Annotated in this window: 24 protein-coding genes; 13 read left to right on the forward strand and 11 right to left on the reverse strand. The window is 37.0% G+C overall.

The genetic code is table 11. The features are described from left to right. Positions 1–17: 17 nt before the first annotated feature. Positions 18–359, reverse strand: a complete 342-nt coding sequence (locus ACTS4L_RS01450; RefSeq protein ID WP_440617931.1) for an ArsR/SmtB family transcription factor — start codon at positions 357–359, stop codon at positions 18–20. A gap of 249 nt (positions 360–608) precedes the next feature. Between ACTS4L_RS01450 and ACTS4L_RS01455 the strand changes: the two genes are divergently transcribed. Next, positions 609–1376, forward strand: a complete 768-nt coding sequence (locus ACTS4L_RS01455; RefSeq protein ID WP_440617932.1) for an ABC transporter ATP-binding protein — start codon at positions 609–611, stop codon at positions 1374–1376. On the opposite strand, the gene ACTS4L_RS01460 is transcribed toward ACTS4L_RS01455, so the two are convergent. The 3 genes from ACTS4L_RS01460 to ACTS4L_RS01470 all read right to left on the reverse strand — a co-directional run bounded on the left by ACTS4L_RS01460 (position 1369) and on the right by ACTS4L_RS01470 (position 5857). Next, positions 1369–3450: a UvrD-helicase domain-containing protein gene (locus ACTS4L_RS01460; RefSeq protein ID WP_440617933.1), complete on the reverse strand. Its 2082-nt coding sequence runs from the start codon at positions 3448–3450 to the stop codon at positions 1369–1371. The two genes, ACTS4L_RS01455 and ACTS4L_RS01460, sit on opposite strands and share 8 nt — an antisense overlap. A 6-nt stretch (positions 3451–3456) precedes the next feature. After that, entirely contained in the window at positions 3457–4227 is a 771-nt protein-coding gene (gene ygfZ, locus ACTS4L_RS01465) for a CAF17-like 4Fe-4S cluster assembly/insertion protein YgfZ (protein WP_440651630.1), read from the reverse strand. Between the two features lie 334 nt (positions 4228–4561). Beyond that, positions 4562–5857 carry an IS701 family transposase gene (locus tag ACTS4L_RS01470; protein WP_440651632.1) on the reverse strand — a complete coding sequence of 432 codons (1296 nt, stop codon included), beginning with the start codon at positions 5855–5857 and terminating at the stop codon, positions 4562–4564. A gap of 108 nt (positions 5858–5965) precedes the next feature. On the opposite strand from ACTS4L_RS01470, the gene ACTS4L_RS01475 reads away from it, so the two are divergent. Both ACTS4L_RS01475 and purB read left to right on the forward strand, forming a co-directional pair. Next, complete coding sequence (locus ACTS4L_RS01475) at positions 5966–6481, forward strand: hypothetical protein (protein ID WP_440617026.1); 516 nt, start codon at positions 5966–5968, stop codon at positions 6479–6481. 132 nt (positions 6482–6613) lie between these two features. After that, entirely contained in the window at positions 6614–7981 is a 1368-nt protein-coding gene (gene purB, locus ACTS4L_RS01480; protein ID WP_440617025.1) for an adenylosuccinate lyase, read from the forward strand. 62 nt (positions 7982–8043) lie between these two features. On the opposite strand, the gene ACTS4L_RS01485 is transcribed toward purB, so the two are convergent. Beyond that, positions 8044–8724 (reverse strand): DUF445 domain-containing protein, encoded by a 681-nt coding sequence (locus ACTS4L_RS01485; protein ID WP_440651634.1) that lies wholly within the window; start codon positions 8722–8724, stop codon positions 8044–8046. A gap of 189 nt (positions 8725–8913) precedes the next feature. Here ACTS4L_RS01485 and ACTS4L_RS01490 point away from each other — a divergent pair, with 189 nt between their 5' ends. The 3 genes from ACTS4L_RS01490 to ACTS4L_RS01500 all read left to right on the forward strand — a co-directional run bounded on the left by ACTS4L_RS01490 (position 8914) and on the right by ACTS4L_RS01500 (position 10158). Beyond that, positions 8914–9537 carry a fumarylacetoacetate hydrolase family protein gene (locus ACTS4L_RS01490; RefSeq protein WP_440617023.1) on the forward strand — a complete coding sequence of 208 codons (624 nt, stop codon included), beginning with the start codon at positions 8914–8916 and terminating at the stop codon, positions 9535–9537. Between the two features lie 128 nt (positions 9538–9665). Then, positions 9666–9911: a type II toxin-antitoxin system prevent-host-death family antitoxin gene (locus ACTS4L_RS01495; protein WP_440617022.1), complete on the forward strand. Its 246-nt coding sequence runs from the start codon at positions 9666–9668 to the stop codon at positions 9909–9911. Beyond that, entirely contained in the window at positions 9895–10158 is a 264-nt protein-coding gene (locus ACTS4L_RS01500) for a type II toxin-antitoxin system RelE family toxin (protein ID WP_440651636.1), read from the forward strand. The genes ACTS4L_RS01495 and ACTS4L_RS01500 overlap by 17 nt, the downstream gene beginning before the upstream one ends. Positions 10159–10204: 46 nt before the next feature. Here the strand turns inward: ACTS4L_RS01500 and orn are convergent, their stop codons facing one another. Both orn and efp read right to left on the reverse strand, forming a co-directional pair. After that, positions 10205–10756 carry an oligoribonuclease gene (orn, locus tag ACTS4L_RS01505; RefSeq protein WP_440617020.1) on the reverse strand — a complete coding sequence of 184 codons (552 nt, stop codon included), beginning with the start codon at positions 10754–10756 and terminating at the stop codon, positions 10205–10207. A gap of 13 nt (positions 10757–10769) precedes the next feature. Beyond that, positions 10770–11339 carry an elongation factor P gene (gene efp, locus ACTS4L_RS01510; protein WP_440617019.1) on the reverse strand — a complete coding sequence of 190 codons (570 nt, stop codon included), beginning with the start codon at positions 11337–11339 and terminating at the stop codon, positions 10770–10772. A 49-nt stretch (positions 11340–11388) separates the two neighbouring features. On the opposite strand from efp, the gene epmB reads away from it, so the two are divergent. Beyond that, the gene (gene epmB / locus ACTS4L_RS01515) at positions 11389–12411 is read left to right on the forward strand and encodes an EF-P beta-lysylation protein EpmB (RefSeq protein WP_440617018.1); all 1023 of its coding nucleotides are present in this window, start codon (positions 11389–11391) and stop codon (positions 12409–12411) included. A gap of 124 nt (positions 12412–12535) precedes the next feature. After that, positions 12536–13075 (forward strand): chorismate mutase, encoded by a 540-nt coding sequence (locus ACTS4L_RS01520; RefSeq protein WP_440617017.1) that lies wholly within the window; start codon positions 12536–12538, stop codon positions 13073–13075. Here the strand turns inward: ACTS4L_RS01520 and waaF are convergent. The 3 genes from waaF to ACTS4L_RS01535 all read right to left on the reverse strand — a co-directional run bounded on the left by waaF (position 13008) and on the right by ACTS4L_RS01535 (position 15051). Then, positions 13008–14138 carry a lipopolysaccharide heptosyltransferase II gene (gene waaF / locus ACTS4L_RS01525; protein WP_440617016.1) on the reverse strand — a complete coding sequence of 377 codons (1131 nt, stop codon included), beginning with the start codon at positions 14136–14138 and terminating at the stop codon, positions 13008–13010. The genes ACTS4L_RS01520 and waaF overlap by 68 nt on opposite strands. Next, the gene (locus tag ACTS4L_RS01530; protein ID WP_440617015.1) at positions 14056–14247 is read right to left on the reverse strand and encodes a zinc-finger domain-containing protein; all 192 of its coding nucleotides are present in this window, start codon (positions 14245–14247) and stop codon (positions 14056–14058) included. The genes waaF and ACTS4L_RS01530 overlap by 83 nt, the downstream gene beginning before the upstream one ends. A gap of 96 nt (positions 14248–14343) precedes the next feature. Beyond that, the gene (locus ACTS4L_RS01535) at positions 14344–15051 is read right to left on the reverse strand and encodes a Crp/Fnr family transcriptional regulator (RefSeq protein ID WP_440651638.1); all 708 of its coding nucleotides are present in this window, start codon (positions 15049–15051) and stop codon (positions 14344–14346) included. Between the two features lie 199 nt (positions 15052–15250). Between ACTS4L_RS01535 and ACTS4L_RS01540 the strand changes: the two genes are divergently transcribed. Genes ACTS4L_RS01540 through ACTS4L_RS01550 form a run of 3 tightly spaced genes read left to right on the forward strand, consistent with a single transcriptional unit; the run spans position 15251 to position 18249 of the window. Next, entirely contained in the window at positions 15251–16867 is a 1617-nt protein-coding gene (locus ACTS4L_RS01540) for a cytochrome ubiquinol oxidase subunit I (RefSeq protein WP_440617013.1), read from the forward strand. Further along, complete coding sequence (cydB, locus tag ACTS4L_RS01545) at positions 16867–18066, forward strand: cytochrome d ubiquinol oxidase subunit II (RefSeq protein WP_440617012.1); 1200 nt, start codon at positions 16867–16869, stop codon at positions 18064–18066. Before ACTS4L_RS01540 ends, cydB begins: the two co-directional genes overlap by 1 nt. 21 nt (positions 18067–18087) lie before the next feature. After that, complete coding sequence (locus tag ACTS4L_RS01550; RefSeq protein WP_440617011.1) at positions 18088–18249, forward strand: hypothetical protein; 162 nt, start codon at positions 18088–18090, stop codon at positions 18247–18249. 225 nt (positions 18250–18474) lie between these two features. Here the strand turns inward: ACTS4L_RS01550 and ACTS4L_RS01555 are convergent, their stop codons facing one another. Continuing rightward, positions 18475–19047, reverse strand: coding sequence for an aspartyl/asparaginyl beta-hydroxylase domain-containing protein (locus ACTS4L_RS01555; protein ID WP_440617010.1), 573 nt, complete (start codon positions 19045–19047; stop codon positions 18475–18477). A 457-nt stretch (positions 19048–19504) separates the two neighbouring features. Here ACTS4L_RS01555 and pyrF point away from each other — a divergent pair, with 457 nt between their 5' ends. Both pyrF and ACTS4L_RS01565 read left to right on the forward strand, forming a co-directional pair. Further along, positions 19505–20254, forward strand: a complete 750-nt coding sequence (pyrF, locus tag ACTS4L_RS01560; RefSeq protein ID WP_440617009.1) for an orotidine-5'-phosphate decarboxylase — start codon at positions 19505–19507, stop codon at positions 20252–20254. 75 nt (positions 20255–20329) lie between these two features. Further along, positions 20330–21262: a Ppx/GppA phosphatase family protein gene (locus tag ACTS4L_RS01565; RefSeq protein ID WP_440617008.1), complete on the forward strand. Its 933-nt coding sequence runs from the start codon at positions 20330–20332 to the stop codon at positions 21260–21262.

Here is a 21262-nt window from a genome sequence, read left to right on the forward strand (position 1 = left end):
ATGAATAAAAGGGCAGGTTACTGAAACATATCGGCAATGGATTCAAACATTTGGCGTGTGTAGGTTTTATTTAATTTGCACATTCTAAATTGCGCCTTGCGTTCACAACTAATAATGCCCGCTTCTTGAAGTTGTTGAATGTGTTGTGAGGTGACCGATTGAGAGAGGTCTAATTTTTGCATAATCATATTAATGGTGACACCTTCTTTTTCAATATCAATTTTCTCAGAGAAAAAATTTTTTTTAGGCTCTAATAACCATAGGGCAATATTAAATCTATCGGGATTAGCCAGTGCTTTAAATGCCTTTAAACACAGTTCTGTCTGATAAGTTGAGCCTAAGTTTTTTAATATCGACATATAAATATCCCTTGATGATCTTAAATTACATCTATTTTTACCGATGAGGGCAGGGCAGTCAAACAATATATGCATACAGGCATATATAAATACCTGATTTTTCAAATATCTGTATATCTGAATATTTAAATATATGAATGTTCGGTTATTTGAATATTAAAATACATAAATATGCAAATGATTATTTATTGCGATGTTAAGGGCTTTTCTTTATAGTGATGCCTTTGTTAGTTGGGTTGAGCAAGGCGCATGCTTGAGTTAAGAAATATCAATATTGATGCTAGGATTTTTGACGTGAACGTATCATTTGAGCCTGGTAAAAAATACGCAATTATCGGCGTCAATGGTGCTGGAAAAACATCGCTACTAGATGTGATATCAACTAAACTTTCTGGCAAAAATGTCAAAGGAGAGATTTTGCTTGGCGGTGAAAACATCGCTGAATTCAGTCCAAAGAAGCGTGCTCAGAGATTTGCCTATCTTGCGCAAAATACACAGGTTTTATTTAATTACACTGTTAATGACATTGTTGGCATGGGGTTTTACCCATATGATTTAAATTCCAATCGTAAAGAAAATCTAATCAATCAAGTGTGCGGAATGTTAAGAATAACTAAACAAAAAAATATTCCTTTTCATACGCTTTCAGGCGGACAAAAACAGCGTGTTCATTTAGCGCGTGCTGTATTGCAAATTATTACTGGCGAGAATAATGAAGAAAAATGGCTGCTATTAGATGAGCATGCTGCTGGATTAGATCTTTATCAACAAGCGCTGGTTTTTGAAATTTTAGATGTGTTATTACAGCATCATAATCTGGGTGTCATTATGGTGATGCATGATTTAAATTTAGCAGCTCAATTTTGCGATCAAATGTTATTAATTGATAGTGGTAAACTACTCAAAATGGATGAACCTAAAAAAGTAATACTTGATGATAAGTTTAGAGAAGCATTTAAAATCAAAGCCAAATACTTAGCTTATGAAGATGCGTTTTTGTTTACGACAACTAGCTAAAACGACCCTTTAATAAGCTTAAATTACTCTTAGCAAGCGTTTTTCTCTCGGCTTGAGTGGTTTCTGATTTGCCACTCCAAGTGAGGTCATCTTGTGGCAGCTCATCGATAAAACGACTGGGCTTTGAAGGGATTGTTTCACCAAATCTTTTACGCATTTTTGTCAAGGTCAGGGTTAAGGTATGTTTGGCACGCGTGATGGCTACATAAGCCAAACGGCGCTCTTCTTCGACAAAATTATCATCAATGCTTTGCTGATGTGGTAATAAACCTTCCTCAACACCCATTACATAAACATGTGGATATTCTAGACCTTTTGAGGCATGCACTGTGAGGATCTGCACTTTTTCATCCTCTTTTTGCTCTTGTTCTCGATCAATAATATCTAATAACAGCATGCGATTGATCGTTTCTGCAAAATTTATCGCTACGGATTGGTTTTTTGAGCTTTCTGCATTTTCCGTATTTTCCGTATTTTCCGCTTCTGTTGTTTTCTCTACATCAGCTATATCGTTATCTTCTTTTTTCTCACAAATCCAACCAATTAAATCCAGTACGTTTTTATAGCGTTTTTCCGCTTGCGCTAATGAATTCGCATTATCAACCAGCCAAGTATGGTAATTGATTGCTTCCATCATATGGATCAGATGCATTGCTAAATGATGTACATCCTTAATTTTACGCTGATAGTCATAAATAAATTGTTTAAAAACTTTCAGCTTTTCAATCGCAATAGGTTTTAATACTTGTGTTAACCCCATTTCATCGATGGCATCGAATAATGAGATATGTCGTGATGTTGCATATTCACCGAGCTTTTCAAGTGTTGATGGACCGATTTCGCGCCTTGGGGTATTGATCACGCGTAAAAATGCGCAGTCATCTTGATTATTGACCAAAAGCTTAAAATAAGCCAGCGCATCTTTGATTTCTGTTTTAGCAAAAAATGAACTGCCGCCACTAATGGCATAGGGGATTTTATATAGCTGAAAATAGCGCTCGATCAAAAAAGATTGATGATTGCCACGAATAAGCACGGCATAGTCTTTAAAATGCGTATTATTATTGACTTTGTGCGTCATGATTTCACTGGCAATGCGTTGCGCTTCATCTTCCTCACTTTTGGTTATAAGTACACGAATCGGTTCGCCATAATGATGAGCTGACCAAAGTTTCTTGGTAAATAGGTGAGGGTTGTTATCAATCAATGTATTCGCCGCATGCAAAATACGCCCACTTGAGCGATAATTTTGCTCAAGTTTGACAACTTTGAGTTTTGGATAATCTTGTTGCAAGAGAGATAAATTCTCAGGACGCGCACCACGCCAAGCATAAATTGACTGATCATCATCACCGACCACGGTAAATTGTTGGCGCTGAGAAACTAATAATTGCATTAATTTATATTGGCTTTCGTTGGTGTCTTGATATTCATCAATTAATACATAATGAAAGCGTTGTTGCCAATGCTCTTTAACTTCAGGATGTTTTTTCAATAATTGCACTGGAATGAAAATCAAATCATCAAAGTCTACCGCATTATAGGCTTTAAGATATTTCTGATATTGAATATACACTTCATACGCCTGCTTTAAATGATCATTGCCTGTAAGAATTACTTCAGTTGGGGTCAGTAGCGCATTTTTCCACAATGAAATCTGCTGTTTAAATTCAGCCGCTGCTTGTTTGGTTGATTGAAAAGCACTATAAGCAATCTCGTGAATTAGGGTAATGGCATCTTGCTCATCAAATAGAGTGAAATTAGCTTTATAGCCAAGCAAAGTATGATGCTTACGTAATAAGGTTAAACCAAGATTGTGAAAAGTTGAGATACGCAAGCCTCTAGTGTTCTCGCCTTCAAGACGAGATTGCACACGTGACTTCATCTCTTTGGCGGCTTTATTGGTAAAAGTAACCGCTAAGATACTATGCGCTTTGTAATGACACTTTTGAATGAGATAGGCAATTTTCTCAGTAATGACACTGGTTTTACCACTTCCGGCACCCGCAAGTACTAATAGTGGACCACTGATATATTCAACCGCTTGTTGTTGCTCTGGATTTAATTGACGCATTTTAGTTTAAGCAATAATTTTGGCATCAATATCGCCTTGTAAGATAATCGGTGCGTTTTCAATGGCGTGATTAAACACGGCAAGCACAAAGCTTTTATCATTTATATTCACTTGATTGACAATGTCAGCGATATTTTTTCCTTCAACGTTTTGCAGTTTCTCGGCAAACGGCAATGCCTTATCGGTTTCAATGCTTAACAAGGATTTCTTTAAATTACCGCGATATTTCATGCGTGCAATGATCTCTTGCCCCATAAAGCAGCCTTTTTGATAGCTAACGACATCTAGGCGATCAAGGTTAAGCTCTGCCGGTAAAAAGGATTCGCTATTATGAATATCAATCATCGGTAACTGTTGGCAAATATTCTCTTTTTGTACTTCGTCAAAATTTAATGAGCTAACAAGCTGTTGAGAAACATCAACAATGCCATGTTGCAGCAAAAAGCCTTCTTCATTCTCTGTTTGACTATAAATCAGCTGATATTGATCACAAGCCTCAAAGCTAATCTTAGAGAATACCGCATATTTTCTAAGGGCTTGCAATACTTGGTCAGCCAAGTTTCTAGGTAACGCTAACAACAAATCATTCTCAGCAACAAAACGCATAAAGAATAGGGCGATAATACGTCCCTTTTGATTGCATAGCGCATTTAGCTGTATCGGGTTCTTAGCATTAAGCAATGTCATATCGTTGGTAAGTTGTCCTTGTAAGAACTTCACGCAGTCCGCGCCAAATACGCGAATCATTTCAAACTCTTCATAAATATAATACGCCATAAAATCAACATAAAAGCCTAGTCACAATGCTAAGGAAAATAGCGGATTTAATGCCCAAAGTAAAGCATTCCTTAAAATGTAATTAATTCTCTTTAATTACAATATCAATAATCAACATTGAGAATAGTTAAATCCAATTATGAACAAAAAATATATCAAAATAGATTTTAATAGAGTTTAAATATGCTATTGAATCCCTGAATATAAACACTGACTATAGTGATAGTCTAATTATGCCATTCATTCTCAACTACATTTAAGTACAAAATGATTGGTAGTGTTACAAACCAATAAAACAGGAAAGGTTAATAAATCTGAACTTTCCCAAGTTTTGTTAAGCCGCGAGCCCGATAATCATTTGAATCCATGAATTTTTATGATTTTTTAGCTCAAATTCATCATTTTGACAAACCCTAAGCTTATTCTGACGCATTATCAATAACTTTCGTGCTGCAGAGAAAGGATATTGCGGCTTGTTGCCATTATGCGTTAGCTCATTGATTGCATCACACGAAAGACTCATCACAGCAATCCAAACAATCGTAATAGCAAGCATACACATATTCAAGTGATTTGTGACAGAATGCTCCAATCTTACCTGGGCTCTCTGGCTACCAATGTCATGTTTAAGCTCTTTGAAGCCAGCCTCAATTTTCCATCGCGCGCTGTAGTATTCCAATATTTGTGTTACGGTTAAACTCAAGTCTGTTGTTGCTAAAGCAACGACATGATTTTTGTAATAGGCAAAGACAACTTTTATCGAGCATTTAAAGGCTTTAGACATAAAGGTTTTCTCATAGACGAGCATTTCACGCTTCTTGCCATAAACAAAGCTTGTGACTTTCTGGGCTTTGGCTTTGTATTCATTTGCTAACTCTCTAACAGAACCTGCTTTGACACCATATTTTGCAGGACGCCCACGTTTTTTACCCTCAACAACCTCAGGAGAACTGTATAAAACACTGTTTTTGCGTAACATAGTGAGGATATGGACTCGATTACTCAATTCATCTTTCAGTGGATTGTATAATTTGCCATTACCAAACCATGAATCAGTCACAACAAGAATGGGGGATTTCGTCCAAGTGCTAAGCTTAAAAATCATTTGACAGGCCAGTGCAATTTTACTGTTAAAACAGTCAGCTGCGGCTTTGTTGCTAGAATGATAAAATCGCGTCAACAATGGCAAAAATGCCCAACGGGTATGAATGAACTTTAAGAGTCCAAGTTGAACAAAGCACTGTGACCAAGGGTATTTACTTTGATTGTGCTTGGCTGCATGATCAAAGAAATGCTCACAACCAAATATTTCCTTACCGCTTTTAGGCGTGGTGGAATCATCTAACGCTATGATAAGGCGTCCATCAGTCAATGGTAATGGAATCAGTTTAAATATAGCTTGCCAAATTGCATCCCAGTGAAAGCATTTACTCGCCATAAATCGATAAAAACGTGTTTTGCTAAGTGAGTAACCGATTATCTGAACGAGTTTACGATAAATTTGACTACTAATGCCAGAACCAATAGGCACAATCATTGCCAAAATCACCGCACTAAAAAGTTGTCCTTTTTGAGTGCTTCTTTTAAAAAGTGCTTGCAAGTGATTAAGTAAAGGTTGTAAGGTATCCATCGATGAGTTGCTCCTGTTTTTTTAGCAACCCTAAGATATAGGGATAAACTCTGGTTTGCAGCTCATCATAGCAAATTCTTACAAAATTAGGGAAAGTTCAGTTAATAAATGAAAACAGCCAAAAAGGTTATGGTTGCCTATGTTGCTTACAATGCTTACAGAAATATGCTTTTCAAAGACATCGAAACACCAGGTTTAGGATTGTTTGAAACGCAAAAAAAAGACCTAACGTGTTTACACATGCAAAAGGCTGTGCAGTATTCTTTTAACAAATGTGGATTGGGTTCATCCATTATGAACAGCATTGTAGATAATCCAACCGAAGAAATGAAACTTGCACAAGAACGTCCTTTGACCATAGAAAACATGCTTGAACTAGCTAAATTGGAGGATAAATACTTAAATGAATTATTAGATACAGATCAAGAGCTAACGTATGTAGGAGACTATTTAGCCAAAAACTTTCCAAAAAGGAGCAATCTTAAAGGAGTTATCTCTATAATTACAGATCGCGTAGACAAAGCAAATGATAACGATACGCTTAATAACATTTTTGAATATGAAGTTAATCATCTCAGTAAACAGCATCAAAATCTGATGGATCTTGATAACTATCATTTGTGATTGATCTCTAAAGATATTTGTTGACAGTAAAAACAAATAATTCATTAAAACTTATAAATAGCGTTTGAGGCTACTAAATAGTTTTTGTTACAATCGGGCTACCTTTGTTTTTGAATGTTGAGTCTTAGTCTTATGGATTCCGTATTGTGTTTATCACCTGTTGATGGTCGTTATGCTGATAAAGCATCTGAATTACGTCCCTTCTTAAGTGAGTATGGTCTGATTTATTATCGCGCGCTAGTTGAAATCAAATGGCTAAAGCATCTTGCTAATACGCCTGAAATTAATGAAGTGCCAAAGTTATCTCATGATGCTTTAAATGTCTTAGATGGCATTATCAATAACTTTAGTGAAAAAGATGCGCTAGCAGTTAAAGAGATTGAAAAAACAACCAATCACGATGTCAAAGCTGTTGAGTACTTCATTAAAAATAAAATTGCAGAGCATGCAGAGCTTGCTAATATCAGTGAGTTTATTCATTTTGCCTGTACCTCTGAGGATATCAATAATCTCTCTTATGCTTTGATGTTGAAAAATGCAATTGAAAAAGTCGTATTACCCGAGGTTAAACACGTTCAAGACTTTATTCAAAAATTAGCAAATGATTTTGCTGATCAACCGATGTTATCGCGCACTCATGGTCAGCCTGCGTCACCGACAACGCTTGGCAAAGAGCTTATTAATGTTGCTTATCGTTTATCACGTCAAACCAAGCAGTTAGCACAAATTGAGTATTTGGGTAAAATCAATGGTGCGGTGGGTAACTTTAATGCACATATTGCAGCATACCCTGATATTGATTGGCAGAAATTGGCTAAGTCATTTGTCGGCAGCTTAGGGTTAAGCTATAACCCATTAACAACACAGATCGAACCACATGACTATGTGGCTGAATGTTTTGATTGTTTATGTCGTATTAATACGATTTGTATCGACTTTAATCGTGATATTTGGGGTTATATTTCTTTAAATTACTTCAAACAAAAAACGATTGCTGGTGAGATTGGTTCTTCAACCATGCCACACAAAGTCAACCCAATTGATTTTGAAAATGCTGAAGGTAACTTGGGTCTTGCCAATGCGTTAATGAATCACTTATCGGCTAAATTGCCTATTTCACGTTGGCAGCGCGATCTGACGGATTCAACGGTGTTACGTAATATCGGTGTTGGCTTAGCCTATAGCTTGATTGCTTACCAGGCGATGCTAAAGGGTATGAAAAAACTTGAGCTTAATCGCGAGCCTATTTTAGAAGATTTAAAAAATAATGTCGAAGTTTTAGGTGAGGCCGTGCAAACCGTGATGCGTCGTTATGGTATTGAAAAGCCATATGAGAAACTCAAAGAGTTAACACGTGGCAAACGTATTTCACTCAATGATTTATCCGTCTTTATCGATGGATTAGCTTTACCACATGACGTTAAGGAAAGTCTAAAAGCAATGACACCTGCTAATTATATCGGAATTGCTGAGCAGTTATGCCAAGAGCATATTAAGTAGTCATACAAACATAGTTATTCTTTTAATTCTCTGAGCAAGTCCGAGAATATTAGATGGTTAATTCAGAAAAAACTGGCAACAAGTCCAATAATAGCGCCAAAAACGCCACCCCAAACCACGAGCCAGCCAAGGTGCTTTCTAATCATCTCTTGAATGATGTTTTTCACCATTTTAGGTGTGAGTTCTTCTAGGCGCGCATCAATCATAGATTCAAGCTTTTCAGCAATATGGTGTGCATTTAACTGATCAAATTGAAAACTGCCATTGCCATCAGCGTTACTTAGCATCGTTATAATTGATTTTTCCATCTTGGCTTTGAAAGAGTCGCGCATCGGCTCAATGGCATCTTTTCCGCCAAGAAAAGACTCGATCATGCTACCAAACTGACTCTCCATGATTGCTTCAACAAAACTGTCAAATAGCAAGTCATAATCAACCTTTTTGGCAATGGTATCTTTAAAGCTATTTTTCTCATCAGCAAAAGTACTTAGCAGAAAGCGCTCAAGATATTCAGTTTTGAAAAACTGCTTTAACAGCATATTTTTAATCGCGCGTTTAAAACCTTCAAATTGGCGTGGAATAACGCCTGAGCCATAGACAAAGGGGATTTTGTCAAAAAGCATTACAATCGCCAACCAATTGGTGAGTGCTCCAGAAAGGGCATAGAAACCAACAGCCTTGAGTTGAGCATTAGCAAATAATACACCTAAAATACTAATGATAAACGCGATGAGATTTGTCATAAGACTTTTATTAAACATATTTGTTATAACTTCCATTAATCGGTTAAGAGCGGCGGCTATCATAAGAAAAATTTGTAATTCACGCAAACGCTCAATCGGTTAATTTTATGATTTTGCTTATATTAGTCATTACAGCAAATTTAAAAACTGTTAGCCTTGTTTTACTTAAGTTAGAGTGATAGAGCTTATATGCATAGCATTGCTTTTAATAATAAAATTGTTTTCCCTTCAAAAATCGTATGTGTTGGACGTAATTACTTAAATCACATCAAAGAGCTTAATAATGAGATGCCCGAAGAGCCTGTGCTTTTTATAAAGCCTAATTCAGCAATCAGTAACACGTTAGCTATTGACCCAAAGCATATACTGCACTATGAAACAGAGTTATGTCTACTGATAGAATCACAAAAAATAGCAGGGGTTGGCTTGGGGCTTGACTTAACTGATCGTAATTTGCAAAGCGAACTTAAACAAAAAGGACTGCCATGGGAAAAAGCCAAATCATTTGATGGCGCGGCGGTGTTTAGTGAATTTATTCCCTTAGAGAATATCAAGGATTTAGCTGATTTATCATTTAAATTAATGATCAATGGCGGTGTTAAACAGCATGGCTTGTATGAGCATATGCTTTATAAACCAGAGTCTTTAGTTCAATACATTCAGACGTATTTCAGCTTGAATGATCATGATATTGTCATGACAGGCACACCCGAAGGTGTTGGTGAGGTTAAACTAAATGATGTCTTTGAATTGAGTTTATATCTTAAAGAAAAAGTTGTTTTAAAAAGGAAATATCTAGTAAGCAATCGCTAGCTAATGATTTAGCTGGGTCAATTAGGGTGCTATATGGCAAAGAAAAATGGGGGAAAATTTTACATCTTGATCTATCGAGTGATTCATCCTATAATTTGATTAAATTAATCAAATGGGTTTATTTAATCATGATAACCAGTACAGAGTTTAAAACACATTTAGGTGAGTATTTAACAGAAGCAATGCACAAAGCTGTTTTTGTAAAACGTCGATCAAATGAAGCCGTCCTTATTAGTAAAAAGGAATATGATAGATTGCAATCTATTGAAGATTTATATTGGCTTAATCAAGCATTACAATCTGAAAAAGATGGGTATATTGGTGTTGAGCAAAGTATGGGTAAGCTAAAAAATGCTCTTGATCAATCTAAGTAAACAATCTGATAAATTTCTTGATAAGTTACCACCAAAACAATTTAAACAAATTGTAAAAGAACTTTTTAGACTAGCTAAAAACCCTGAACAACAAGACATTATAAAACTAAAAGGGTCTGATGACTTTTTTCGTAAAGATATAGGTGAGTACCGAATAATCTATAAAACAGATAGTGAAATACTTTATATAACTGTGGTTGGAAAAAGAAACGATGATGAGGTCTACAAAATTTTTGATCGAAAGTAAGCCACTCTACAAGACTATAATACCCCCCAAAGTGAATATAAGTTGGCTATGCATCTAGATTTAATAAGTTTGTCTGATAAAACTTCATCTCATCTATGGACTCTTTAATATCATCTAAAGCCAAATGGGTGCTTTCTTTATTGAATTGCTGCAATAACTCTGGTCGCCAGAAGGAGGCTGCAATTTTAAAAGAACTTACATCAAACAGGCGGTAATGGAAATAGTCCTCTAAAGTGGGCATATATTTTGCTAAAAATTTGCGATCTTGCCAAACAGAGTTACCACATAAGGGGGATTGACCTTTTTTGACATACGGCTTAATGAAATCCAAAATCAATTGTTCTGCTTCGTTTAAACCAATGTCACTTTGTCTGACACGTTCCGTTAAGCCTGATTGACCATGCGTTTTAACACACCATGAATTCATATTTTTTAACACGTTTTCATTTTGATGAATGGCAATAGCAGGCGATTCAGCCAAGATATTCAAATCTGGATCAGTGATAATCGCAGCGATTTCAATAATATGACAAGTGTCTATATCAAGACCTGTCATCTCAAGGTCAAGCCAAATAAGGTTGCTTTTTGTTTGTGCCACGTCGCTCACAACCTTAGTCCTTAGCGCGTGAAACGTACTCACCGGTACGTGTATCAACTTTGACGATCTCGTCAATTTGAACAAATAAAGGCACTTTAACCACAGCACCTGTTTCAAGTGTTGCCGGTTTACCACCTGTGCCCGCGGTATCTCCCTTTAATCCTGGGTCTGTTTCAACAATTTTAAGTTGCACAAAATTTGGCGGTGTCACACTAATGGGTTCGCCATTGAACAAAGTGATAGCACATTGATCTTGCTCTTTGATCCATTTTTTACTATCAGCTAATGCTATTTCAGTAACATTGTATTGCTCAAATGTTTCATCATGCATGAAAACATAAAACTCACCATCAAAGTATGAATAGCTTGCTGCTACTTCTAGAACATCTGCTGCATCAACGGATTCACCTGATTTAAATGTCTTCTCAATCACGCGCCCATTTTTTAGATTACGTAACTTGACACGATTAAATGCTTGACCTTTACCTGGCTTCACAAACTCGTTTTCAACGATAACCATTGGATTGCCATCGAGTAAAAGCTTCAAACCATTTTTGAATTCGTTTGTACTAAAACTTGCCATCTTTTTCCTCTTTAGTATATTAGCGCTACTTTATTTCAAAACGTCGAACATGATACACGAAAAACACGTTAAGCAACAGAATAAAGCGCATAGCAAAAATGCAGATTGGAAGCATGCATTGGCAACAGGTTTTGCACATTGGCAAGCTTTGGCGCAATTTTTGGAAATTGATCCGGTGTCTTATGATATTCCGGCACTTCAATCATTTCCAATGCGTATTCCATTAAGCTTCGCATCACGTATGCAAAAGGGTAACATCAATGACCCATTATTATTGCAAGTCTTACCTTCAGTAAAAGAGCTTGAGTCGGTTAATGAATATGTTGATGACCCCTTACAAGAAGCGGATTTTAATCCGACAAAAGGCGTTTTGCATAAATATAAAAATCGCGCATTATTAATACTTCATCCAGCGTGTGCCGTCCATTGTCGTTATTGCTTTCGTCGAGAGTATGATTATCAAGCGCAAACACAATCAAAAGCATTGTGGCTTGATGCTTTTGAGTATATTCACAAAAACATAGAGCTTGACGAAGTCATTTTATCCGGCGGCGATCCACTTATGCATAATGATCTGTTATTGAAATGGTTTTTGGCGCAAATAGAGGATATTCCACATATCAAACGTTTGCGCATTCATACAAGAATACCTATAGTATTGCCTGAGCGAATCACCCCTGAGTTGATTGATGTGTTTAAAGAAACGCAATTACAAAAAATTATAGTCATTCACGCCAATCATGCCAATGAGATTAATGATGATGTCACCGTTGCTTTGGCAGCACTTAAGAATCAGTCACAGTTTACTTTACTCAATCAATCAACGTTACTTAAAGGCGTTAATGATAATGCGCATACATTAAAGGATTTATCTGAAGCACTTTTTGCCGTTGGGGTTATGCCATATTATTTACATGTGTTGGATAAAGTCAAAGGAGCAGCGCACTTTGATGTTGATGAGATAACAGCCAAAGAAATACATACTAGGCTTAAATCATTAACCTCAGGCTATCTTGTTCCTAAATTGGTGCGAGAAGTGGCGCATGAAATGGCAAAGACTTGGATAAATTAATGTTTTTTGCATAAAAGCATTGAAACTAACGATTTGATATAGCTTAATATTATTGATTTTACGGCTTTATCATGAGAAGGAAATAATGTTAAAAATAATCAATAAAGTAACAAAGGTATGTTTTATGGCAGCAGTATTAACCAGTGTGGCGCATGCCTCTGATTGTGATAGCAGCAAACTCACCAATGCATTTAATTTAATTGCAAAACGGGCTGAAGTGATGCAATTAGTCGCTGCTGATAAATACTCAGCTAAAACAAATATTTACGCACCAGCGCGTGAGATAAAGGTGTTACAAAACGTTCAAGCAATTGCTAAGAAGGAGGGTTTACCACTTTATCCAACCTTAATGTTTAGTCAATTACAAATGGATATGTCAAAGTTTATTGAACAATATTGGCTAGACAAATGGATCTCTTATCCTAAAAGCTTTGATCATAAAGATTTAGATCTAACGAAATTAAGAGCGACGATAAGTAGTGTTGATAAATCACTTTATCCTGCGATTAAAGAGGCATTGCCATCGCTTAAGCGCTGCTCATTAGCAATAAGTTCAAAAGCATTTAAACAAGCAATGAATAAAGTTCAAGGGGTACCTAGTAGTCCGGATTATGTGAATATGATGTTGGCAAGCTTAGTGGCAATTTCTCAAGCTCAGCAATAATCTTTTGTGGGAGCAATTTATTCATACAATCCATGTGCTCTAATGGGCATTCACGTTTAAAACAAGGACGACAGTCAAGGTCCTCAAGATAAACACTTTTCGCCAATGTATTTAATGGTGGTGTGAACTTATCAGACGTTGAGCCATAAATAACTAAGGTTGGAATATTAAGCGCACAAGCGATATGCATTAACCCTGAATCATTACTGATGACCCTTTGGCAACTTGCTAACAGATAAACGGCTTCTGATAGAGTGGTTTTTCCTGCTAAATTAAATAAATGGGCGTGATGATTGCAGCCTTTGCTAATATCTGATGTGGTTTGCTGATCTTTAGTCCCACCTAATAAAAGCACTTGATAATTCTGATCTAAAAGATATTGCGCAAGCTCAGTATAATAAGCACTTGGCCATTTTTTAGCAGGACCAAACTCAGCCCCCGGGCACAGCGCGATAATCGCTTTATCTTTGCTTAAACGATACTTAGCCAGTGTCGTTTCAACGAGGTTACTATCAACATTAAACTTAGGGTAGGGCAGCTTTGTGGGTAAGTGTTCTTTTTTAGCAATGCCTAATGCGCAAAAACGCTCAATCATTAAGGGATATTTTGTTTTATTGAGTTTACGGCGGTCATTTAACAGCACAAAACGCATTTCACCATGCCAACCTGTGCGTTTTTTAATGTGGGCAAAAAAAGGAATGAGTGCCGATTTCCATGAATTGGGTAATACAATGGCATCACTATAACCTTCGCCTTTAAATTCAAGGGCTTTTTGTTTGCGCGCATTAAAGCTAAATTGACCATGCTTAAATTCAAGCTCAAAGGCTTCATTAATTTCAGGCATAAACTGTGCTAGGTCACAACAATGCTTGGGCGCTGCAATATCAATAATACAATTGGGGTCTTGTGATTTGATAAAGCGATAAAGCGATTGCGACATCACCATATCACCAACCCAACTGGGTGCGATAATGAGATATTTACGCATCAGAGACAGTTTGGTCATTATCAACGACAACAAAGCGCGTACTGCAGTAGGGACAGACGCCTTTGTTTTGGTCATGTAGGTCTATATATACGCGTGGATGTTGGTTCCAAGAAGCGTGTTCAGGAATAGGGCAACAGATTCTTTGTCCACTGAACACTTTAACGGTTTGAATATCTTTAGACATAAATAAACACTCTAGCTAACTATGCATAATGACGCGTAGTGTAGCATAGCGTATTGGTTGCGACAATTCGTCTAGTTTGAATTAAGTGTGAAAAGTTTATGATACGAGTGCTTTAAGTTTTACCTTATCTAATATCGTAATATCCTTGTGCTTAGCTTGAACGATACCATCTTTGGCAAGTGTTTTAAAGGCGCGCGAAATTGTCTCAATACTTAGGTTGAGATGATTGGCAATTTCTAAGTGCTTCATCGGTAAAGTAAAGAATGTGTTGGAGTAACCACAGCGTTTTTGATGGGCGCTTAATCGATAAATAAACTGTGCTAATTTAATATGCGCCTCACAGGTAGCATCAACAAGATGGATGGCAGCATTAAATTTTTTACTCATTAATTGCAAAAAATCTAAATTAGATAGCGTATCATTTGAAATGGCTTGTACAAAACTAGGGTAATCAAAACCACATACCGTACTATCCTCTAAGGCAATTGCATTTAATTGATGCGTACTCGCCTCAATACCATCAAATCCAAACGCATCACCTTGTAGACAAAAATCAACGATATGTTCATGAGCATTCACCAGTTTAAAGCTACCAGCGCGCACACTATAAAAGGCAGTTAGATTACGATTGATTGTATATAGTGCATCACCTTTTTTGACATTAACCACAATAGACTTCACCTTAGTTAGTGTTTTGTCATCATCAAACGGGTTGATACTAAGAGCACTACATAAATCACGGCAATCACAAAAATGACAAGTTTTAGGGCGATCAGTTGATTTATGTATTGGGCGTATCACCATGAATTTGTTTCTTATTCTAAGAAGAGATATCAATCATTGTGCCAAAAACTTGATTTATGTCAATAAACAGCAAGCTTACTTCATTGATTTATCTTTGATAGTTTAGCTCAGTGATAACTCAAACTACAATGGCACTAAGATGCTTTGCTATAGGCATGGTGTCGATAAAAACGTTCAATCATAATGAAGGGTAGTATAAATGATACCAAGTCTATTATCGGTGGAGCTTGCGCGTTGGCAATTTGCCTTTGTCGCCTGCTTTCACTTTATTTTTGTACCATTGACACTAGGGCTTACGTGGATTATTTTCACGATGGAGCTTATGTATGTCATTACTGGCAAACAAGTCTATAAAGACATGACCAAGTTCTGGGGTAAACTCCTTGGAATCAACTTTGCTGTAGGCGTTTTGTCAGGTTTAACGATGGAGTTTTCATTCGGTTTAAACTGGGCATATTATTCACAATTTGTTGGTGATATTTTCGGAACGCCATTGGCAATCGAAGGCTTAGTTGCCTTTATGCTTGAGTCAACCTTTGTTGGTATGTTCTTCTTAGGTTGGAACAAACTTTCTAAGAAACAACATCTATGTGTGACGTTCTGTTTAGCAATTGGGTCAAACTTATCTGCGCTTTTAATTCTGGTTGCTAACGGCTTTATGCAAGTCCCTGCCGGTGGCGAGTTTGTTTGGCAAACGATGCGTATGGAAACAACGCATTTATGGGATTTGTTTATTAATCCAATAGCTCAAATTGGCTTTGCTCATACGGTAATTGCTGGTTACATAACATCGTCTGTTTTTGTCATTGGTATTAGCGCTTTTTACTTGCTCCGCAAGAAAAGTAAAAGTGATATTGCCTTTGCTAAGCGCTCCATGGGTGTTGGTCTAGGCTTTGGTTTAATCGCTTCATTAATGGTGATGGTGATGGGTGATGAGCAGGGTATTTTGGCGTATAAATATCAGCCTATGAAGCTGGCGGCGATTGAAGCAGAATGGGGCACGCAAACGCCTCCTGCGAATTTTAATGTTATCGCATTCCCTAACCAATCTGAACGCAAGAATGATTTCTCAATTCAAGTACCTAAATTATTAGGTCTATTAGCAACGCATTCATTTGATCAGAAGATTTATGGCGTCAACACCATATTGTTTGATGGCTACACTGATGTGATAACCGGCAAAGAGATTCCAGCAGTTACCACACGCATTGCCAATGGCGCGAAAGCATATGAGGCAATGATGAAAATGCGCGATGGCTCGGCAGCAAAAAGTGACTACGCTACTTATAATGAGTATCACCAAGATCTGGGTTATGGCATGTTGCTGTTACGTTATTTACCAGTCGGTGAACCATTAACTCAAGCGACTTCTCAACAAATTCGTGCTGCAGCCTTAGATACAGTCCCAAATGTTTCAACCATATTCTGGACATTCAGAATTATGGTTGGCATTGGTGTCTTTATGTTCTTAGTTATGGTTGGTGGTTTGATCTTGCTCTTTAGAAAAACTTTATGGGAGAAGCGTTGGGTTTTACGAACGATGCTCTATATGATTCCATTACCTTGGATTGCTTGCTTATGTGGCTGGATCGTTACCGAACACGGACGCCAGCCATGGACAGTGTATGATATATTGCCAACAACCGTAAGCTCATCAATGATTAATGGCTGGGATATTTTGTTTACGCTAGTAATATTCTGCTTGTTCTATGCCTTATTGTTTGCTGTTGAAATGTATTTGATGTTTAAGTTTGCACGTTTGGGGCCAAGCAAAGTCCTTAATAAAGCACCAGCAATCACGAAGGAGAAACAATAATGATGGATTTATATAGTGTTATTCAGTTATTAAGCTGGTTAGCGGTTGGTCTTATCATGTTCTTGACGGCCGCAACGATGTGCTTTGACTTTGGTGCGGGCATTCTTGCGCGTTTTGTTGGTAAAAATGACAATGAAAAACGTGCCATTATCAATATTGTTGCACCAACATGGGATGGCAACCAAGTCTGGTTAATCACCGCAGGTGCTGGGTTATTTGCCATTTGGCCACGTGTCTATGCCGGATCATTCTCAGGCATGTATTTAGGTGTTTTGGTTGTGCTTTGGGGCTTGTTTTTACGTCCTGTTGCCTTTGAGTATCGCCATAAAATTGAAAATACTAAATGGGCAGGTTTCTGGGATTGGATGCTATGCTTAGGTAGCTTGATTCCCATCTTGATTATTGGTGTGGCTATTGGCAATTTATTCTTAGGCTTACCATTTCAATTTGACCCACATTCTTTGCGTTTTTACTATGGTGAAACTAAGGCACTCGTGCAAGAACCTGCCTTTATTTCACTGATTGGTTTATTAAGACCCTTTGCATTATTAATTGGCATCTTTGCTGTGATTATGTCGATTATGCATGGCGCATCCTATTGTGCAATGCGTACCAGTGGCGTGTTATTAGAGCGTTTTGTCAAAATTCAGAAAGTGACTGCATGGCTTTTTATCATCCTATTTGCTATTGGTGGTATTTGGCTTATCTTTATTCCTGGCTTTCACTGGCAGCTAGCGAGTGACTTAAACACCTATTCACAGGCTATCAATCATCCATTAACAGGTGGCGTTGTAACGGTAACACAAGGTGGCTGGTGGAGTAATTATGGCAATCATATTTGGATGCTAATCGCGCCTATTCTTGGCTTCGTTGGTGCAATTATGGTGTTAAGCTTTGCCAAAAAATCTAAGCCATTACTTGCGTTTTCAGGCAGTGTCATTGCATGTTTTGGTGCCGTGTTCACACTAGGATTTAGTTTATTTCCATTCATCATGCCATCAAGCATTGCACCAGCTCAAAGTATGGTGCTTTGGAACTCAAGTAGTTCATTGACTTCATTAATTGGCATATTGGTTGTGGCAGTGATCATGTTGCCAATCATTTTTATCTATACGACCTTTGTTTACAAGAAAATGTGGGGCAGAGATGCCAAAATGACCGCACAAGAAGTGGAACAACGCTCACATGAGTTATATTAAGAAGACTAAGGAGTTCTTAAAATGAAATTAATTTTATGGATTATAGGCATTGCCGCTTTGGTGTTGTCCTATGTATTTGAAAGCTTTTATATATTCTGGTTAGCAACAGCTTTTACTGCAGTAGTTGCCGGATGCACCGTTACCCATAGTGTTGACAAACATCTGTCAGCTGAAAGTGAATAATACATCAACTCATAAGGTAGTATTGTAAACAACTAATACAAATACTGAGTCGTCTAATGGGGCTTGCTTTAGTGCAACGTGCTATTAGCCTATGAATTACTAGCTATTGATGATTTGATTTTTTGATGTACTCCCTCAATTTGGGACAGTAAGTCGACCAAATAAGTTAGATCAAATAATTTTCTTTACGTTTTTCGGCTTATAACGCTGGAGTCTCATGAGTCTTTAAACCATATTTTCCCCTTGCCAATTAAGCTGATATTCTAAATCATATTTTTTAAAAACTTCATCACTTACTTTATCTTCTGTTGTAAATATTCCTAAACCAAGAGGGTTATCTTTCATTCGTTTAGCAATGAGGTTTTTCTCTAAACTTAACATTTCTTTTCTATCTTTATCTGGTTTCAAAAAATCAATAACAAGAGCAACTCTCGGTTGCTCTGTTCTGTTATGAGGACAATGCGGGAATGAGTGATCTAACAGTAATATTTTTCCATTATGCCACTTATAAACATCACCACATATCTTCATTGCAATATCGCCCTCTGGAATGTCAAGACCAAGATAAGCTCTATACATATGTGGATTGTAATTGACATGCATTTTAATATCAGTCTCCGGCTGTAAGATTGAAAATAAAACGTTTCTTAGGCAACCGTCAGAGCATTCATATGCTTGATTTATTATTTGAGTAGTTTGTTTAAAATGATTGTTTGTTATATATTTTAGAATCTCCAGAACTTCTGATTTGCTAATATCAGGCCACGATAGTTGATATTTGTTAATAAAACTTTCCAAAGGTATACCCTGTGTATACAAGGTAAATGCACTATATATTGAACCTTTCTTTGCCTTTAAAGTATTAATTACTACGTGGAGTCATAAACGATCCTGCTTTATAATCAAGTGTAACCAGCTCTTAGTCTAAATTGCCTTAATTAAACTCGGAGCTCAAGAATATATTTGCATGTAAAATAATTACATTCAATTAATATATACTAAATGGAACTTTAGTTTTTCTAATACACTCTAGCGCATACTTGATTTTCATTTCAATCAATCTATACCACTTATGAAACAAGTCTATTTTAAAATTACTATGACCGATTTATTGAAGCACTCTTATTAGCCTCCTTTTGATGCAGTCAATTAAATAATTAAAATCATTAAAATATTCAATGTCATTCATAGACGCTTAAGGGTGCCTATGTTATAGTTTGCGCTCAAATCACTTATCCAGTTAGGTTTGAAATATATGCTAGTTCCTTATGCTCAATCAACGCATCCGGTCACACAAAAATTACACAAAATTGTACAAAACAAAAAAACTAATTTAGCACTTTCAGCTGATGTTACTGATAGTAAATCACTTTTAAAGCTTGTTGAGCAAACAGCGGATCATATTGCTATTTTGAAAACCCATATTGATATTGTGTCTGACTTCACACCACAATTAACAAAAGAATTACGCCAAATTGCAGATGAAGCAGGTTTTCTTATCTTTGAAGATCGTAAATTTGCCGATATTGGTAACACTGTTTGTCACCAAGTGCGTGATGGGATTTATCATATTGCCCAATGGGCAGATATTATCAATGCCCACCTTTTGCCTGGTGTTGGCATTATTGATGGGTTAAAAGAAGGGTGTAAAGGGCATGATATTGGTTTGCTCCTTTTGGCACAAATGAGTAGTAAAGGTAATTTATTTAGTGATGAATACACACAACAAACGGTTGTTGAAGCAGAACAAAATAAAGATTTTGTGATGGGATTTATCGCGCAAGAAAAATTAAGTCAAGATAATGATTTAATCACGATGACACCAGGGGTTAACTTTGAATCTAAAGGAGATAATCTAGGACAAAACTATAATACGCCAGAACATGTCATCATGCAGAAGAAAGCAGATATTATTATTGTGGGCAGAGGGATCTACGGAGCAAATAATCCTAGATCAGCAGCTTGTTCATACAAAGAACAAGCTTGGGAGTTGTTGAGTCAATAAATGAATGCCTTTGGCATTGGCTTAGCCTATGCTATGATGCCAATGGATAGAAAAAATTAGGAAAAATAATACATTATGTCGAGTAAAAAAGTGGCGACAATCGATTTGGGTTCTAATAGTTTTCATATGCTTATCTCTGAGGTGACGACTGAGGGTGATATCAAAGAGCTATATCGTGGTAAAAGCAAAGTGCAATTAAGGGCAGGACTTACCGATGACATGGGGCTTACTGATGAAGCCAAAGCACGTGCTTTGGAATGCCTGCAAAACTTTGGCTTATCGATTGACCATTATCAAGTAGATGAGGTAAAAGTAGTTGGCACATATACATTGCGTAAGGCAAAAAATAATATTCAAGACTTTTTAACAGAAGCTGAGAACATATTAAAAACCAAAATTGAAGTTATCTCAGGTGAGGAGGAAGCGCGTCTTGTCTATGTTGGCGCTTCATCTGTCACTCAAGCCAAAAAGAAGCAGGCTTTGATAATCGATATTGGTGGTGGTTCAACAGAACTAGTCATTGGTAAAGGGCAGAATCTAAAGGCGTTAGTTAGTCTTGAAATGGGTTGTGTCAGCATGCAAAATCAATTTTTTAATGATGGTTTACTAAGTCTCTCCAATATGACGCAGGCGATTACCTATGCACACACGTTGATTGAACCAATTGCCACAGAATATATTCAAAAGGGTTGGGAAGTTGTGTTGGGATCCTCTGGTACTATTCGCTCGATTGCAGATTTGGCATTAGCAAATAACTGGTCAGATGGCAGTATTACGCGTGAAGTGCTAGAAAATTTAGCTGCTGAGTTATTACAAAAGAAGGTTGTTGCTAATATTCACTTCAATGGTCTAAGGGCAGATCGCGAAAACATCTTAGCGGGTGGGTTTTGCGTGCTCTATGCGCTGTTTAATCGTTTATCGATTAAAAACATGTTGAAATCAGATGGCGCATTGCGTGAAGGAATGTTATACGAAATCGTCAATAATTATCAAAACAATAAGGATTAG

The organism is Cysteiniphilum sp. 19S12-1 (genome assembly GCF_052030685.1).
Lineage (GTDB): Bacteria > Pseudomonadota > Gammaproteobacteria > Francisellales > Francisellaceae > Caedibacter.

What these genes read in the sequence shown, in the direction of transcription:
- ACTS4L_RS01450 (WP_440617931.1), bottom strand. Translation starts at nt 359, where the DNA reads ATGTCGATATTAAAAAACTTAGGCTCAACTTATCAGACAGAACTGTGT.
- ACTS4L_RS01455 (WP_440617932.1), top strand. Translation starts at nt 609, where the DNA reads ATGCTTGAGTTAAGAAATATCAATATTGATGCTAGGATTTTTGACGTG.
- ACTS4L_RS01460 (WP_440617933.1), bottom strand. Translation starts at nt 3,450, where the DNA reads ATGCGTCAATTAAATCCAGAGCAACAACAAGCGGTTGAATATATCAGT.
- ygfZ (WP_440651630.1), bottom strand. Translation starts at nt 4,227, where the DNA reads ATGGCGTATTATATTTATGAAGAGTTTGAAATGATTCGCGTATTTGGC.
- ACTS4L_RS01470 (WP_440651632.1), bottom strand. Translation starts at nt 5,857, where the DNA reads ATGGATACCTTACAACCTTTACTTAATCACTTGCAAGCACTTTTTAAA.
- ACTS4L_RS01475 (WP_440617026.1), top strand. Translation starts at nt 5,966, where the DNA reads ATGAAAACAGCCAAAAAGGTTATGGTTGCCTATGTTGCTTACAATGCT.
- purB (WP_440617025.1), top strand. Translation starts at nt 6,614, where the DNA reads ATGGATTCCGTATTGTGTTTATCACCTGTTGATGGTCGTTATGCTGAT.
- ACTS4L_RS01485 (WP_440651634.1), bottom strand. Translation starts at nt 8,724, where the DNA reads ATGACAAATCTCATCGCGTTTATCATTAGTATTTTAGGTGTATTATTT.
- ACTS4L_RS01490 (WP_440617023.1), top strand. Translation starts at nt 8,914, where the DNA reads ATGCATAGCATTGCTTTTAATAATAAAATTGTTTTCCCTTCAAAAATC.
- ACTS4L_RS01495 (WP_440617022.1), top strand. Translation starts at nt 9,666, where the DNA reads ATGATAACCAGTACAGAGTTTAAAACACATTTAGGTGAGTATTTAACA.
- efp (WP_440617019.1), bottom strand. Translation starts at nt 11,339, where the DNA reads ATGGCAAGTTTTAGTACAAACGAATTCAAAAATGGTTTGAAGCTTTTA.
- epmB (WP_440617018.1), top strand. Translation starts at nt 11,389, where the DNA reads ATGATACACGAAAAACACGTTAAGCAACAGAATAAAGCGCATAGCAAA.
- ACTS4L_RS01520 (WP_440617017.1), top strand. Translation starts at nt 12,536, where the DNA reads ATGGCAGCAGTATTAACCAGTGTGGCGCATGCCTCTGATTGTGATAGC.
- waaF (WP_440617016.1), bottom strand. Translation starts at nt 14,138, where the DNA reads ATGACCAAAACAAAGGCGTCTGTCCCTACTGCAGTACGCGCTTTGTTG.
- ACTS4L_RS01530 (WP_440617015.1), bottom strand. Translation starts at nt 14,247, where the DNA reads ATGTCTAAAGATATTCAAACCGTTAAAGTGTTCAGTGGACAAAGAATC.
- ACTS4L_RS01535 (WP_440651638.1), bottom strand. Translation starts at nt 15,051, where the DNA reads ATGGTGATACGCCCAATACATAAATCAACTGATCGCCCTAAAACTTGT.
- ACTS4L_RS01540 (WP_440617013.1), top strand. Translation starts at nt 15,251, where the DNA reads ATGATACCAAGTCTATTATCGGTGGAGCTTGCGCGTTGGCAATTTGCC.
- cydB (WP_440617012.1), top strand. Translation starts at nt 16,867, where the DNA reads ATGATGGATTTATATAGTGTTATTCAGTTATTAAGCTGGTTAGCGGTT.
- ACTS4L_RS01550 (WP_440617011.1), top strand. Translation starts at nt 18,088, where the DNA reads ATGAAATTAATTTTATGGATTATAGGCATTGCCGCTTTGGTGTTGTCC.
- pyrF (WP_440617009.1), top strand. Translation starts at nt 19,505, where the DNA reads ATGCTAGTTCCTTATGCTCAATCAACGCATCCGGTCACACAAAAATTA.
- ACTS4L_RS01565 (WP_440617008.1), top strand. Translation starts at nt 20,330, where the DNA reads ATGTCGAGTAAAAAAGTGGCGACAATCGATTTGGGTTCTAATAGTTTT.